Annotated in this window: 14 protein-coding genes; 6 read left to right on the top strand and 8 right to left on the bottom strand. The window is 66.7% G+C overall.

Annotated elements, in window-relative coordinates; translation table 11 throughout:
* The 5 genes from ACL58G_RS11295 to ACL58G_RS11275 all read right to left on the bottom strand — a co-directional run bounded on the left by ACL58G_RS11295 (position 1) and on the right by ACL58G_RS11275 (position 4,612).
* Complete coding sequence (locus ACL58G_RS11295) at positions 1-594, bottom strand: transglutaminase-like domain-containing protein (RefSeq protein WP_440966913.1); 594 nt, start codon at positions 592-594, stop codon at positions 1-3.
* Between the two features lie 64 nt (positions 595-658).
* Positions 659-1,891 (bottom strand): radical SAM family heme chaperone HemW, encoded by a 1,233-nt coding sequence (gene hemW, locus ACL58G_RS11290; RefSeq protein ID WP_413343856.1) that lies wholly within the window; start codon positions 1,889-1,891, stop codon positions 659-661.
* On the bottom strand, positions 1,888-2,481 hold the full coding sequence (gene rdgB / locus ACL58G_RS11285) for an RdgB/HAM1 family non-canonical purine NTP pyrophosphatase (protein WP_413343858.1): 594 nt from the start codon (positions 2,479-2,481) through the stop codon (positions 1,888-1,890). Before rdgB ends, hemW begins: the two co-directional genes overlap by 4 nt.
* A gap of 69 nt (positions 2,482-2,550) precedes the next feature.
* Positions 2,551-3,927, bottom strand: a complete 1,377-nt coding sequence (locus tag ACL58G_RS11280; RefSeq protein WP_413383378.1) for a sensor histidine kinase — start codon at positions 3,925-3,927, stop codon at positions 2,551-2,553.
* Complete coding sequence (locus ACL58G_RS11275) at positions 3,908-4,612, bottom strand: response regulator transcription factor (protein ID WP_413383376.1); 705 nt, start codon at positions 4,610-4,612, stop codon at positions 3,908-3,910. The genes ACL58G_RS11280 and ACL58G_RS11275 overlap by 20 nt, the downstream gene beginning before the upstream one ends.
* 351 nt (positions 4,613-4,963) lie before the next feature.
* Here ACL58G_RS11275 and ACL58G_RS11270 point away from each other — a divergent pair, with 351 nt between their 5' ends.
* Genes ACL58G_RS11270 through ACL58G_RS11260 form a run of 3 tightly spaced genes read left to right on the top strand, consistent with a single transcriptional unit; the run spans position 4,964 to position 8,591 of the window.
* On the top strand, positions 4,964-6,697 hold the full coding sequence (locus ACL58G_RS11270) for an ABC transporter permease (RefSeq protein WP_440966910.1): 1,734 nt from the start codon (positions 4,964-4,966) through the stop codon (positions 6,695-6,697).
* 13 nt (positions 6,698-6,710) lie between these two features.
* Complete coding sequence (locus ACL58G_RS11265) at positions 6,711-8,021, top strand: ABC transporter ATP-binding protein (protein ID WP_440966908.1); 1,311 nt, start codon at positions 6,711-6,713, stop codon at positions 8,019-8,021.
* A 3-nt stretch (positions 8,022-8,024) separates the two neighbouring features.
* Complete coding sequence (locus ACL58G_RS11260; protein WP_440966906.1) at positions 8,025-8,591, top strand: DUF4337 domain-containing protein; 567 nt, start codon at positions 8,025-8,027, stop codon at positions 8,589-8,591.
* An 80-nt stretch (positions 8,592-8,671) separates the two neighbouring features.
* On the opposite strand, the gene rph is transcribed toward ACL58G_RS11260, so the two are convergent.
* Genes rph through ACL58G_RS11245 form a run of 3 tightly spaced genes read right to left on the bottom strand, consistent with a single transcriptional unit; the run spans position 8,672 to position 11,361 of the window.
* Positions 8,672-9,406, bottom strand: a complete 735-nt coding sequence (gene rph / locus ACL58G_RS11255; protein WP_440966905.1) for a ribonuclease PH — start codon at positions 9,404-9,406, stop codon at positions 8,672-8,674.
* A gap of 29 nt (positions 9,407-9,435) precedes the next feature.
* Positions 9,436-10,365 carry a PP2C family protein-serine/threonine phosphatase gene (locus ACL58G_RS11250; RefSeq protein WP_440966903.1) on the bottom strand — a complete coding sequence of 310 codons (930 nt, stop codon included), beginning with the start codon at positions 10,363-10,365 and terminating at the stop codon, positions 9,436-9,438.
* A gap of 9 nt (positions 10,366-10,374) precedes the next feature.
* Positions 10,375-11,361 carry a serine/threonine protein kinase gene (locus ACL58G_RS11245; protein ID WP_413383365.1) on the bottom strand — a complete coding sequence of 329 codons (987 nt, stop codon included), beginning with the start codon at positions 11,359-11,361 and terminating at the stop codon, positions 10,375-10,377.
* A 173-nt stretch (positions 11,362-11,534) separates the two neighbouring features.
* Here ACL58G_RS11245 and ACL58G_RS11240 point away from each other — a divergent pair, with 173 nt between their 5' ends.
* From ACL58G_RS11240 to rpoZ, 3 genes are all read left to right on the top strand, one after another.
* Positions 11,535-12,422, top strand: coding sequence for a YicC/YloC family endoribonuclease (locus tag ACL58G_RS11240; RefSeq protein ID WP_413383363.1), 888 nt, complete (start codon positions 11,535-11,537; stop codon positions 12,420-12,422).
* 153 nt (positions 12,423-12,575) lie between these two features.
* On the top strand, positions 12,576-13,211 hold the full coding sequence (gene gmk, locus ACL58G_RS11235; RefSeq protein WP_413383361.1) for a guanylate kinase: 636 nt from the start codon (positions 12,576-12,578) through the stop codon (positions 13,209-13,211).
* A 194-nt stretch (positions 13,212-13,405) separates the two neighbouring features.
* Complete coding sequence (rpoZ, locus tag ACL58G_RS11230) at positions 13,406-13,609, top strand: DNA-directed RNA polymerase subunit omega (RefSeq protein ID WP_056443456.1); 204 nt, start codon at positions 13,406-13,408, stop codon at positions 13,607-13,609.
* Positions 13,610-13,648 lie beyond the last annotated feature (39 nt).

The raw sequence follows: 13,648 nt of genomic DNA, 5'->3' as shown, positions 1-13,648 counted from the left end.
TCAATCCAGGAGCACGACGTCCGGCAGGTTCGCCAGCACCTGGTCCCACGTATCGTAGCATTCCAGCGTCTCGACGACGACGGGCAGCGGCTCGGCCCAGATCTCCGGCAGCATGCGTTCCTCGCGTGTGCGCGTCGCGAACGCGAGCTTTTCCACGGGCGGTTCGAAGCGCGCGTCGACGCCGGGCTTGTTGCCCCGGGCATCGATGCGGTACCAGCCGACGTCCTCCAGGTACACGGCATTCAGGCCGTGCAGGCAGTACGGCGCCCCGCTGTCGCCGACCGACAGGCGCTGGTAGCACAGCCCCGCCGGGATGCCGTTCGCGCGCAGCAGGGCGGCGAGCAGATGGCTCTTCGCATAGCAATAGCCCGTCCCGTGGCGCAGCACGTCGGACGCCTTGCACGTGACGGGATTCGCTTTGAAATCCACGCTGTGGCGGATCGTGTCGCGCACGAATTCGAAGCAGGCGCGCACGACGTCCGCTTCGGAAGTCGCGCCTTCGGCCAGCCGGCGGGCGGTGGCGAGGACGTCCGGCGTGTCGAAATCGATGTAGGTGCTGGCGGCGAGATAGCGTTGCATGAAAGGAGGCGTCATGGTCTGTGCGTGTGTCGAAGCCGGCACCTTAGCAGACCATGCCGTTTCCAAAATGCGCTCTTTGTCACTCGGCCAGGAACATCTCCTGAAGATCGTTGAGGAAGCGCTGCCCCAGTTCCGTCGGCCGGATCACGCGGAAGTCGCGGTAGATCAGGCCCTTCGCTTCGGCCTCGTTCAAGGCCTTCTCGATCGCGTTGATCGGCATGCCCGTGCGTTCGCCGAACAGGTTCGGGTCGAACCCTTCCGTCAGGCGCAGCGCGTTGAGCATGAATTCGAAGCCCAGGTCGGCGCGCGCGAGCTCGTGTTCCTCGGCGACCGCATTGCCCTTCCCTGCCGCTTCCATGAACGACGCCGGCTGCTTGTAGCGCGCCTGGCGCAGCACGCGGTGCGGGAACGACAGCTTCGAATGCGCGCCCGCGCCGATGCCGAGGTAGTCGCCGAACTTCCAATAATTCAGGTTGTGGCGCGCGCGGTGGCCCGGCTTCGCATACGCCGAGACCTCGTAGTGTTCATAGCCGGCGGCGGCCGTGCGCCCGGCGATCATGTCCTGGATGTCGGCGCTCTCGTCGTCGCCCGGCAGCTCGGGCGGGTACTTCGCGAACACCGTGTTCGGTTCCATCGTCAGGTGGTACAGCGACAGGTGCGGCGGCGCGAACGACAGCGCCATGTCGATGTCGGCCTGCGCCTCCGCCAGCGTCTGCCCCGGCAGCGCATACATCAGGTCGAGGTTGAAATTGTCGAAGTTGGCCTGGGCGATCCCGACGGCCCGGATGGCTTCCTCGGCGTCGTGGATGCGGCCCAGCGCCTGCAAATGCCTGCTGTCGAAGCTCTGGATGCCGATCGACAGGCGGTTGATCCCGCTGGCGCGGAAGGCCTTGAATTTCTCCGCCTCGAACGTGCCGGGATTCGCTTCCATCGTGATCTCGGCGTCGAGATCGAGCGGCAGCAGGGTGCGGAGGTCCGACATCAGCCGGTCCAGCCCCGCCGCCGAGATCAGGCTGGGCGTGCCGCCGCCGATGAACACCGTGTGGATCTTGCGGCCCCAGATCAGCGGCAGCGATTGTTCCAGGTCCGCGCGCAGCGCGTCCAGGTAAGCCTGTTCGGGAATCGGTTCCTTCGACTCGTGCGAATTGAAGTCGCAGTACGGGCATTTGCGCACGCACCACGGCCAGTGGATGTACAGCGCCAGCGGCGGCAGCGCCGTCAGGTTCAGCGCGCCGGGTTGCAGGTATTGCAGCGCGGCTGACGCCGCGTTGCGAGGCGTGGCCGCCGGCCCGACGGGCTTGATCGGAATCATTTCAGTTTCCCGAGCTTGTCGACGAGCGCGCGCAGCGCCTGGCCGCGGTGCGAGACGGCGTTCTTTTCTTCCGGCGCCAGCTCGGCGGCCGTGCGGCCGAATTCCGGCAGCAGGAAGTGCGGATCGTAGCCGAAGCCGCCCGCGCCGCGCGGCGTGTCGACGATCTGGCCGCGCCAGACGCCGTCCGCGATCACGGGTTGCGGATCGTCGGGGTGGCGCACGTACACGAGCACGCAGTAGTAATACGCCGATTTGTCGGCGTGCGCCGCCAGGTCGGCGATCAGCTTCTCGTTGTTGCGGGCGTCCGACTTCGGCTCGCCGGCAAAACGCGCGGAAAGCACGCCCGGGGCGCCGCCGAAGGCGTTCACGCACACGCCGGAATCGTCGGCGAGGGCCGGCAGGCCGGTGAGGCGCGCGGCGTGGCGGGCCTTCTGCAGCGCGTTCTCGACGAAGGTGCCGAACGGTTCTTCCGCTTCGGGGACGTTGAACTCGCCCTGCGGATGCAGTTCGAAGCCGATCGGGCCCAGTAACTGGGCGAATTCCTTGAGCTTGCCCGCGTTGTTGGAGGCAAGGATGAGGCGTTGGGTCATTGCTGTCTCGGTCTGGACGAAGAACTGCGTATTTTACCGCTCATCCCGCGATACGCGCAGCCGGGCACGCTAGGCCCGCGGGAACACCATGCTCGCCTCGAACCCCGGCTCGAGGCGGCGCAGCGCGAGCGTACCCTCGTGCAGCTGGGTGATGGCGGTGACGATGGACAGCCCCAGGCCGTTGCCCGGCAGGTGGCGGCTCTGGTCCACGCGGTAGAAGCGGCGCGTGAGCTTGTCCATGTCCTCGAGCGGCACGCCCTGGCCGTAATCGCGCACGGTCAATGCCGGCGCGCCGTCGACGGTGGCCACTTCCACGTCCACCCGGCCGCCGGTGCGGCCATACTTGATGGCGTTGTCGATCAGGCTGGCCAGTGCGCTGGCCAGCAGGTCGCGGTCGCCGCGAATGATCGTCGGCGTGCCCGCGAAGCGCAGCGCGACGCCCTGCTCTTCCGCGGCCGCTTCGTACAATTCCGTCATGTCGTGCGCGATGGCGGCCAGGTCGAGTTTTTCGAAGGTGCCCGCACGCACGCCGGATTCCAGCGCGGCGATCTGCAGCAGCTTGTCGAACAGCGAAATGACGCTGTCGATGTCTTCGATGGCCAGGCGCGCGTCGGCGACGAGCGCGTGCGGCTCGGCCGAGGCCTGCAGCGCGCGGTCGAGCCGCGAGCGCACGCGCGACAGCGGCGTGCGCAGGTCGTGCGCGATCGAATTCGATACGTGACGCACGCCTTCCATCAGCGCTTCGATGCGGTCGAGCATGCGGTTGATGTCGTCGGCCAGGCGCGCGAATTCGTCGTTGCCCATCACGACGATGCGGCTGGACAGCTCGCCCGCCGCGATGCGCGCCGTCGTGCGGCGGATGCGGCCGATGCGCGCTTCCAGGCGCGAGCGGAAGATCTGGGCGCCGAAGAACGCGAGCAGGATCGACACGGCGCCGCTGACGAGCAGCGCGCGCTCGACGACGCTGCGGATGGCGTCGAGTTCGATCAGGTCGCGGCCGACGACGAGCCGGCTGCCGTCGTCCAGCCGCGTCGCGATCACGCGCACGGAGACGGGCGTACCGCTCCGTTCCATCTGCCCGAACGCCAGCTCGCCGGCCGCCGGCAGCTCGCCGGACCAGCGCCCCAGGTTGCCGGCCAGGAGGCGGCCCTTCATGTCGACGAGGCCGACCACCTCGGTGTCGGTGTCGATCAGGTCGTGCAGCTGGGCGTCGATTTCGCGTACGAGACCGGCGCGGCCGTCGCGGACCCACGCATCGGCCAGGTGCGTTTCCACGGCCATGATCTTGTTGTCGATCGAGTGCTCGAACACGCCCACCGTGCCGAAATAGACGATGGCGGACAGGGTCGCCATCGATGCGGCCAGCAGCAGGCCGTAGCCGACCGCCAGCCGGAACGCGATCGAGCCGCGCAGGCCGAACCGGCTGCTAGCGGGCGGACGGGCCATAGGTCGGCGCGGCGCTCAGCACATAGCCGGCACCGCGCACGGTGTGGATCAGGGCGGGGCTGAAATCCTTGTCGATCTTGCTGCGCAGGCGGCTGATCTGCACGTCGATGACGTTCGTCTGCGGATCGAAGTGGTATTCCCACACGCCTTCCAGCAGCATCGTGCGGGTGACGATCTGGCCCTCGTGGCGCATGAGGTATTCGAGCAGGCGGAATTCGCGCGGCTGCAGCGTGATCGTCGTGCCCTGGCGCGTGACGCGCATCGTGCGCACGTCGAGCTGCAAATCGGCCACCTGCAGCACGGTGGCTTCGCGCGACCAGCTGTTGCGGCGGCTGAGGTTTTCCACGCGCGCCAGCAGTTCCGACATGACGAACGGCTTGGTCAGATAGTCGTCGCTGCCCGCGCGCAGGCCGCGCACGCGCTCGTCGACGCTGTTCAGCGCGGACAGGATCAGCACCGGCGTGCCGTCGCCGCGCGCGCGCATCTGTTCGAGGATGCCCAGGCCGTCGACCTGGCCGGGCAGCATCCGGTCGAGGACGACGACGTCCCAGCGCGTCTCCTGCAGGCGGCGGTTGCCCGCTTCGCCATTCGTTTCCGCCTGCACGGCATAGCCGGCCGCGCGCAACCCGCTACAGAGGTAGTCGCGGGTTTCGGTATCGTCTTCGATCACGAGGCAGTTCGGCATGATTCGACTCTTGGTGTTAAGTGGACTATAGCGCTGCGGTGCAGTATAGGCGAGTGACGGGGCCTAAAAATTACGATCAGGTAATGTCGACACGTAGTGGCACATTACCAGATCGTAATGCCGTATTGATGCGCTGCAACGTAAAATCCGACCGTTTTCATTTCATGGAGTCCCTTTCATGGGCACTTGTTCGAGTGGCAGTTGTTGCCGGCTGAATGCCGGTCCCGCCCCGGCAAGATAACGCAGGTTCTCCTCCTGCCGTCATCTCGCCCCAGGGGGGATGATGGTATCCACGACACACGAATCACCAAGCGCGAATGAAAGGTATGCCGTTCACCGACGGAGATACCGATGTTTCGTAGTTCCCTGTTATACCCTGGACGAAACGGCCGCTCGTTCCTCGCGACCACGCCGAACCGCTGGGACTGGGCGCTGCTGCCGCTCGTCCTCGTCGTGCTGGCGCTGGCCGCGTACGGCGCGATGCAGATGGCGCGCCCGTTCGTGCTGGGCCAGCCGACGCCGATCTCGCTCGATCCGGCGGTCCTCCCGTATTACCTGCTGCGCACGATCCTGCGCATGTTCAGCGCGTTGGGTGCCGCCCTGCTGTTCACGTTCGCGTTCGCCGTCGTCGCCACGCGCTGGAAGAGCGCGGAAAAGATCATGGTGCCGCTGCTGGACGTGCTGCAGTCGGTGCCGATCCTGGGCTTCCAGGCCATCGCCATCGCGCCGTTCATCGCCCTCTTCCCCGGCAATCTGCTGGGCGTCGAGTGCGCCGCCGTGTTCGCGATCTTCACGTCGCAGGCGTGGAACATGGCGTTCAGCCTGTACCAGTCGATGAAGACGATCCCGCCCGAACTGGCGGAAGCGGCGCGCGTGTTCCGGCTGTCGCCGTGGCAGCGTTTCTGGCGCCTGGAACTGCCGTACGCGCTGCCCGCGCTGCTGTGGAACATGATGATGTCGATGTCCGGCGGCTGGTTCTTCCTCGTCGCCGCCGAGGCGATCTCGGTGGCGGGCCAGGACATCAAGCTGCCCGGCATCGGCGCCTACATCGCCGTCGCCATCGAACAGAAGAACGGCGGCGCCATCGCGTGGGCGATCGCCGCCATGTTCGCCGGCATCCTGCTGTACGACCAGCTGTTCTTCCGTCCCCTGCTGGCGTGGGCCGACAAATTCCGCTTCGAGGAATCGCAGGGAGACTATGCGCAGCAATCGTGGGTGCTGGACTGGGGCCGCCGCAGCGTGTGGATCCGCGCCCTCACCGACCGCATGTGGGCGGCGCTCGCGCGCACGCTCGGCTGGTTCGGCACGCCGGAACCCGTCGACGCGGCGCCGCGCGTTTCCCGCTTCACGCTGTCGGCGCGCGCGATCGACGGCATCGTCCTCGCGCTCGCGTTGCTGGGCGCATGGCGCTTCATCCTGTTCATCCACGCGGAGGTCGGATGGGGCGAGGCGCTGCGCGTCGTGGGCCTCGGCTGCATCACGCTCGTGCGGGTGATGCTGCTGATCGGCCTCGCATCGCTCGTGTGGGTGCCGGTCGCCGTGTGGATCGGGCTGCGTCCCCGCTACGCCCAGGCCGTGCAGGCGCTCGCGCAATTCCTCGCCGCGTTCCCCGTGAACCTGATGTTTCCCATCGTCGTGTACGCGCTCGTGCACCTGCGCCTGAACCCGAACATCTGGCTCAGCCCATTGATGGTGTTCGGCACCCAGTGGTACATCCTGTTCAACGTGGTCGCGGGCGCGTCCACGCTGCCGAACGAGTTGCGGCTCGCGGCCGACAACCTGGGACTCACCGGCTGGCTGAAATGGAAGCGCGTGTACCTGCCGGCCGTGTTCCCGAGCTTCGTCACGGGCGCGATCACCGCCAGCGGCGGCTCGTGGAACGCGAGCATCGTGGCGGAATACGTCACGTGGGGCAAGACGTCGCTCGTGGCCGATGGCCTGGGCAGCTACATCAAGCAGATGACGGACGCCGGCGACTTCCACCGCATCGCCCTCGGCATCGGGGTGATGTGCGTATTCGTCATGGTATTGAACCGCTTCTTCTGGCGCCGGCTGTACCTGCTGGCCGAAGACCGCAGCCGCTGAAAGGGACTACAAGATGACCGACAAACTGATCGAACTGCAGGCCGTGCAAAAGGCCTTCCGCAGCGCCGACGGCGCCCCGCGCACCGTGCTCGAAGGCGTCGACTTCACGCTGGCGGACGGCGAGATCGTCGCGCTGCTGGGCAAATCCGGCTCCGGCAAATCGACGTTGCTGCGCATCGTGGCGGGCCTCGTGCCGGCCGACGCGGGCAAGGTCGAATACCGCGGACGTCCCATCCGCGGGCCGCTGTCCGGCGTCGCGATGGTCTTTCAATCGTTCGCGCTGTTCCCCTGGCTGACGGTGCAGCAGAACGTGGAGCTCGGGCTCGAAGCGCAGGGTGTCGCGCCCGCCGCGCGGCGCGAGCGGGCGGACGCGATGCTCGACCTGATCGGCCTCTCCGGTTTCGGCAGCGCGCTGCCGCGCGAGCTGTCGGGCGGCATGCGCCAGCGCGTGGGCATCGCGCGCGCGCTCGTCACGCACCCGGACGTGCTGCTGATGGACGAAGCCTTCTCCGCGCTCGACGTGCTGACGGGCGAGACGCTGCGGGGCGACATCCTCGACCTGTGGGACGGCAAACGGATCCCCACGCGCGGCATCCTGATCGTGTCGCACAATATCGAGGAAGCCGTCATGATGGCGGACCGCATCATCATCCTGTCGAGCGATCCGGGCCGCGTGCGCCACGAGATCCGCATCGACCTGCCGCGCCCGCGCAATGCGGACGCGCCGGAAGTGCGCGCGCTCGTCGACGAGGTCTATGGCCTGATGACGATGCGTCCCGCCGCCGCGCCCGCGACGGCGCGTCCGGCCGCCATCGACTACCGCCTGCCGGACACGGACGTGGGCCGCATGGAGAGCGTGCTGGACCTGCTCGCGGGCGCCCCGTACGACGGCCGCGCCGACCTGCCGCAGCTGTCGGAAGACACCGGGCTGCCGGACGAGGAACTGTTCCCGACCTACGAGGCATTGAACCTGCTGGGCCTCGCGCACGTCGAGCGCGGCGACATCGCGCTGACCGGCCTGGGCCTGCGCTATGCCCAGGCCGACCAGGCGCTGCGCCAGACGCTGTTCGGCCAGCAGCTGTCGAAGAACGTGCCGCTGGCCGCGCGCATCCGGCGCCAGCTGGAGGACGAGCCGGGCGGCGCGCTGCCGGAAGATCCGTTCATCGACCTGCTGGAAGACACGCTGGAAGCGGACCAGGCCAGGCGCATGCTGGAAGTGGCGATCGAGTGGGGCCGTTACGGCGAGCTCTACGAATACGACTATCATACAAGGCAACTGCGCGGCCGGCTGAAACTGCCGGGTACCGGCAACGCGAAGGAGTGACGGATGGAAGGCATCGAGATCACCGGCGACTCGAAGCTCGACCGCAAGGTCGCGCTGACCGTGGCGCTGCTGGCGTCCTTCATGGGCGTCTGCAAGGTCAAGGACGACAACATCGTGCAGGCGATGCAGCAGGCACAGGCCGACAAGATCGACCACTGGGCCTTCTACCAGGCCCGCAACCTGCGCCAGGAACAGGCGCATACGACCCTGCTCCAGGTGCGCCTGGCCGCTGCCGGCCGCCCGTCCGGCGAGCAGGCTGGCTACACGCCCGCGATCGCGGATCTGGAAAAGCTGGAACACGACCAGGCGCAAAAGAAGAACGAGGTGCTGGCGCAGGCCAAGCAGGACCAGGACACGTACGATGCGCTGAACTACCGCGACGACCAGTTCGACCTGTCCGACGCGGCGCTGGCGCTGGCCCTGTCGCTGCTGGCCGTCACGACGCTGACGCGCCAGCGCTGGCTGTATCTCGCGGCGCTGGTGCCGACGGCGATCGGCGTGTTTTATGGCGTGGCCGGCCTGGGTGGATTACCCTTTCATCCGAGCTGGCTGACCGGGCTGCTCTCGTAGGGTGGGCGGCCTCCGCCCACGCGTAACGCTGGCAAACCGCATGCGCTACGCGTGGGCTCAGGGAGCCCACCCTACGGCGATCAAACTGCCAGGCCGAGCGCCTGCTTCTGCAGGCCCACCAACTCGCGGATCCCCTGCTCCGCGAGGTCGAGCAGGCGGTTCATCCCCGCCCGGTCGAAGGCCTCGCCCTCGGCCGTGCCCTGCACCTCGACGAAGTGCCCGGCCTCCGTCATCACGACGTTCATGTCGGTGTCGCAGCCCGAATCCTCGATGTAGTCCAGGTCCAGCACGGGCACGCCGCCCACGACGCCCACCGAGATCGCGGCGACGAAATGCTTGACCGGCACGGCCGGGACCAGGCCCGCCGTCACGAGCTTCGAGAACGCGTCATGGGCCGCCACCATCGCGCCCGTGATCGACGCGGTGCGCGTGCCGCCGTCGGCCTGGATCACGTCGCAATCCAGGTGCAGCGTGCGTTCGCCGAACGCTTCCAGGTCGAACGCGGCGCGCAGCGAGCGGCCGATCAGGCGCTGGATTTCCTGCGTGCGGCCGGACTGCTTGCCGCGCGCCGCCTCGCGGTCCATGCGCGTGTGCGTGGAGCGCGGCAGCATGCCGTATTCCGCGGTCAGCCAGCCCTGCCCCTTGCCCTTCAGGAAGCCCGGCACTTTTTCCTCGATGCTGGCGGTGCAGATCACCTTCGTGTCGCCGCATTCGATCAACACGGAACCTTCGGCGTGCTTCGTGTACTGGCGGGTGATGCGGATGGCGCGCAGCTGGTCGACGGCACGGCCGCTGGGGCGGAGGGTTTGGGTCATGGATGTCCTTCGTGGTTGGTTATTTCAATTTATTTCAATATGTGCGACGACTTCTCGATGGCATCGCGGATCTCGGCGATGGCCTTCTCGATGTCGTCCTCGTCGAACGGGTCGTCCGGTGCCGGCGCCGCGGCAGGAGCATCGATACGGCTCGTGACTTCGCCGTCGGGCACCATCTGCGTCGAGACGACGCTCGGATCACCCGCGGCGGCCGGCGTCCCTGCGCCCTGCCACTGGATGGCGAGGGCCGTCGTGTTGTCGCCGCGGCTGCCGGCGATGGCGGTGGCCATCGCGATCATCGCCGGCACGGCCTGCGTGATCGGCTGCGCGGACAGGCGGTGCGCGATCTCGGTGTCGGGCAGCATGGACCACAGGCCGTCGGAACACAGCAGCAGGACGTCGCCCGGTTCCAGGCCGGACGCGCGCGACAGCTCGACCTTCGGCGGCGTCGACGCGCCCAGGCAGTTGTACAGCTTGTTGCGGTCCGGGTGCGTGGCGCGCTCGCTCGCATCGGCCTGCCCTTTCGCGATCAGGTACTCGATGTGCGAATGGTCGCGCGTGCGCCCGAGGACCTGGCCGCGGCGCAGCCAGTACAGGCGCGAATCGCCGCAATGGCCCCAGACGGCGCTGTTGTGCTGCACGAGGCAGGCGACGATCGTCGTGCGCGGGCTGTCCGGCATCGCTTTCTCGCGCGTGTAGCGCAGGATGTCCTCGTGGGCCTGCTGCAGGGCCTCCTGCAGGAAGCGCTCGGGCTTGCGCACGTACGGCGTCGCCTGCGACTTGAAGCGCGTGGCGATGCTTTGCAGGGCGATCGTGGCCGCGACCTCGCCGCGCAGATGGCCGCCCATGCCGTCCGCCAGCACCAGCAGCAGCGCGTCGCGCGTGTACAGGTAGCCCATGCGGTCCTGGTTGAGTTTGCGGCCGCCGATGTGGCTTTGCTGGTAGACGGAGAATTGCATGATGGTTCCTCAGGCGCGTCCGCGGCCGAAGCCGATGCGTTCGACGAGGCCGCGCCAGCCGGAAGCCGGCGCCGCATCTTCGGTCTCGGGCGGCAGCGCCGCCGGCGTCGCAGGAAGACCCGCCTGCAGCACCTTCTGCACGGCGAACACGCTCTGCGGCCGCGCCAGCGGATCGAGGGCGAGGCACGCCTTCACCATCGCCACGAGGCCCGGCGTGTAGGCGCCCTCCAGCTTCGCGATCTGTTCGCCCACCGTATCGGCCGCGCGGCGCTGGTCGGCCGGCTGCGGCGGCGCGCCCGCCATGCACGCGAACATGGCGGCGCCGATGCTGTAGATGTCCGTCCACGGCCCGAGCGCGCTTCCCTTCGCATACAACTCGGGCGCCGCGAAGCCGGGCGTGTACATGGGCGCCAGCGTGGGCGCGTCCGTGTGGATGGTCTGGCGCGCGGCGCCGAAGTCGAGCAGCAGGGGCGAGCCGTCCGTGCGCAGGTAGATGTTGGCCGGCTTGAGATCGAGGTGCAGCAGTTTGTTCGCGTGGACGTCGCGCAGGCCGGCGCAGACGCCGTTGAAGACCTGGCGGATGAACGGTTCGCCGGCGCGGCTGCCTTTCGCGACCAGGCGCGCGGCGACTTCCTGCAGCGAGTGGCCCGATTCATAGGCCATCACCATATAAACCGTGTCATTGGCGCGGAAAAAATTTAACACCCGCACGACATTCGGATGAATGATGCGCGCCAGCGCCCGCCCCTCTTCGAAGAAGCATTTCAAGCCAATGCGGAACACGGGCAGGTTGGCCTTCGCGATCACGGGCGCCAGCTCGCCCGGCGCCCGCAGCGCCAGGGCGCTGGGCAGGTATTCCTTGATCGCCACGGCGTTGCCGTCGCCATCATATGCAAGATAAACAATACTGAACCCGCCGGACGCAATTTTCTTTACAATGCGATATCCGCCAATTTCCAGCCCATCGGGCAGGGGAGCATTATTCTGGGCAGCCATTTGGGAAAGTATTCCTTGCTAAACACGGCGATTGTGTGGATAAATCACCGCTTTGTAAAGAATAAGGGAATCTCGCAAAACCACAGCGCGCGGCGCCACCCGCACCGCGCCGCGGCCGGACAAGCGGCTTTGCGAATTCCCGGAAATCGGGGACTCCATTGAGCATTTCTAGCATGACAGGTTATGCGGTCGCCACAAGCGAAGGCGCTGCCGGCACCCTGACGATCGAGATCAAGAGCGTCAACTCGCGCTTTCTCGACCTCCAGTTCCGCATCAACGACGAGCTGCGCGCGCTGGAACCGGACCTGCGCTCCGCCATCATGGCGGCCATCACGCGCGGCAAGGTCGAGGTGCGGCTGTCGTTCGGCCGCAAGGCCACGACCGGCTCCCAGGCCCTGAACCAGACGCTGCTGGCCGACCTCGCGCGGCTGCAGACCGAGGTCACGCGCCACTTCGTGTCCGCCCCGCTGATGACGGTCGCGGAACTGCTGCGCTGGCCGGGCGTGATCGAAGAAGCGCAGATCGGCCAGGAATCGCTGCAGGCCGACGTCGCCGCCCTCGCCGCGAAGACGATCGCCGCCTTCGTCGACAGCCGCAAGCGCGAAGGCGCGGCGCTGGAAGCGATGCTGGTCTCGCGCATCGAGGCGATGGAAGCCATCGTCAAGCGCATTACCCCGCTGATCCCGCAGGTCATCGCCCAGTTCCAGCAAAAGGCCATCGAGCGCATGCAGGACGCGCTGGGCCTGGCCGGCCACGGCAACCCGCAAGTGCTCACGCGCCAGGAAGTGTTCGAGCGGATCCGCCAGGAAGTCACTTTGTACGGCATCCGCATCGACGTGTCGGAAGAATTGTCGCGCCTGACGGCCCACCTGAACGAGACCCGCCACATCCTCAAGAAGGGCGGCCAGGTCGGCAAGCGCCTCGACTTCATGATGCAGGAACTGAACCGCGAAGCGAATACGCTGGGCGCCAAGGCTTCCGTCAAGGAGCTGGCCGATGCGTCGATGGAGCTCAAGCTGCTCATCGAGCAGATGCGGGAACAGGTACAGAATCTTGAATAATCGTGGGTCAGAGCCCGGTTTTCACGGGTGGGCTCTGACCCCGACTGACTAAACAATCACGGCCTCCAGGCCGTGTCGAACGCCTGGATGGGGGAACCCATCCAGGCGTTCTATGCATTACCATCGAATTAACACGTAACAAAGGAATCCACCATGCTCACCTCCGCTTTCTCCGGCAGCCTGTTCGTCGTCGCCGCCCCGTCCGGCGCCGGCAAGTCGACCCTGGTCAATGCGCTGCTGGCGCTGGAACCGGGCATCAAGCTGTCGATCTCGACGACGACTCGCCCGCCGCGCCCGGGCGAAGAGGACGGCCGCGAATACCACTTCACCACCGCCGAGGATTTCGTCGCCCGCGCCGACCGCGGCGAATTCCTGGAATGGGCCGAGGTGCATGGCAATTACTACGGCACGAGCCGCCTGACCGTGGAACAGGAAATGAAGACGGGCACGGACATCCTGCTGGAAATCGACTGGCAGGGCGCGCGCCAGGTGAAGAAGCAGTTCCCGGACGCGGCCGGCATCTTCATCCTGCCGCCGTCGATCGCGGCACTGGAAGAGCGCCTGCACAAGCGCGGCACGGACGAGCCGCACATCATCACGCGACGCCTGCTGGCCGCGGGCGGCGAGATCGCTCACGCTCCCGAGTTCGAGTATGCTATCATCAACGAAGAGTTCAACGTCGCCCTGTCCGAGCTGCAGGCGATTGTCAAAGCGACACGTTCGCGCTTCGCCCAACAGGCCGCCCGCAACGCCTCGCTCTTTGCCCAGTTGGGAATCCATTCTTCTTGATGTTCGGGGTCAGAGCCCGGTTTTCGTGCTTGGGCTCTGACCCCGACTGAGATTGATGTTCGGGGTCAGAGCCCGGTTTTCGCGCTTGGGCTCTGACCCCGACTGACTAGACAGAACATTCGCATATTGCCTGCCGCATCGAAGTCGCTTTGAACAGCCCGACCGAATAGTTATCTGATCCCTAGGAGCACCATATGGCCCGCATCACCATCGAAGATTGCCTGAAAAACATCCCGAACCGTTTCCAGCTGACCCTGGCCGCGACCTATCGCGCCCGCCAACTGCTGCAAGGCCACACCCCGAAAGTCGAAGCCAAGGACAAGCCGACCGTCGTCGCGCTGCGTGAAATCGCTGCCGGCAAAGTCGGCCTGGAAATGCTGAAAAAAGTCCCGATGTAAGTCGGGCGATGCCTGAGCTTATATGTGGTCCATACGCTC

Origin of the sequence: Massilia sp. GER05 (assembly GCF_052056005.1) — a bacterium.
Taxonomy (GTDB): domain Bacteria; phylum Pseudomonadota; class Gammaproteobacteria; order Burkholderiales; family Burkholderiaceae_D; genus Telluria; species Telluria orientalis.
The sequence above is the reverse complement of the archived record's forward strand: the minus strand, read 5'-3'. Positions and strand labels throughout refer to the sequence as shown.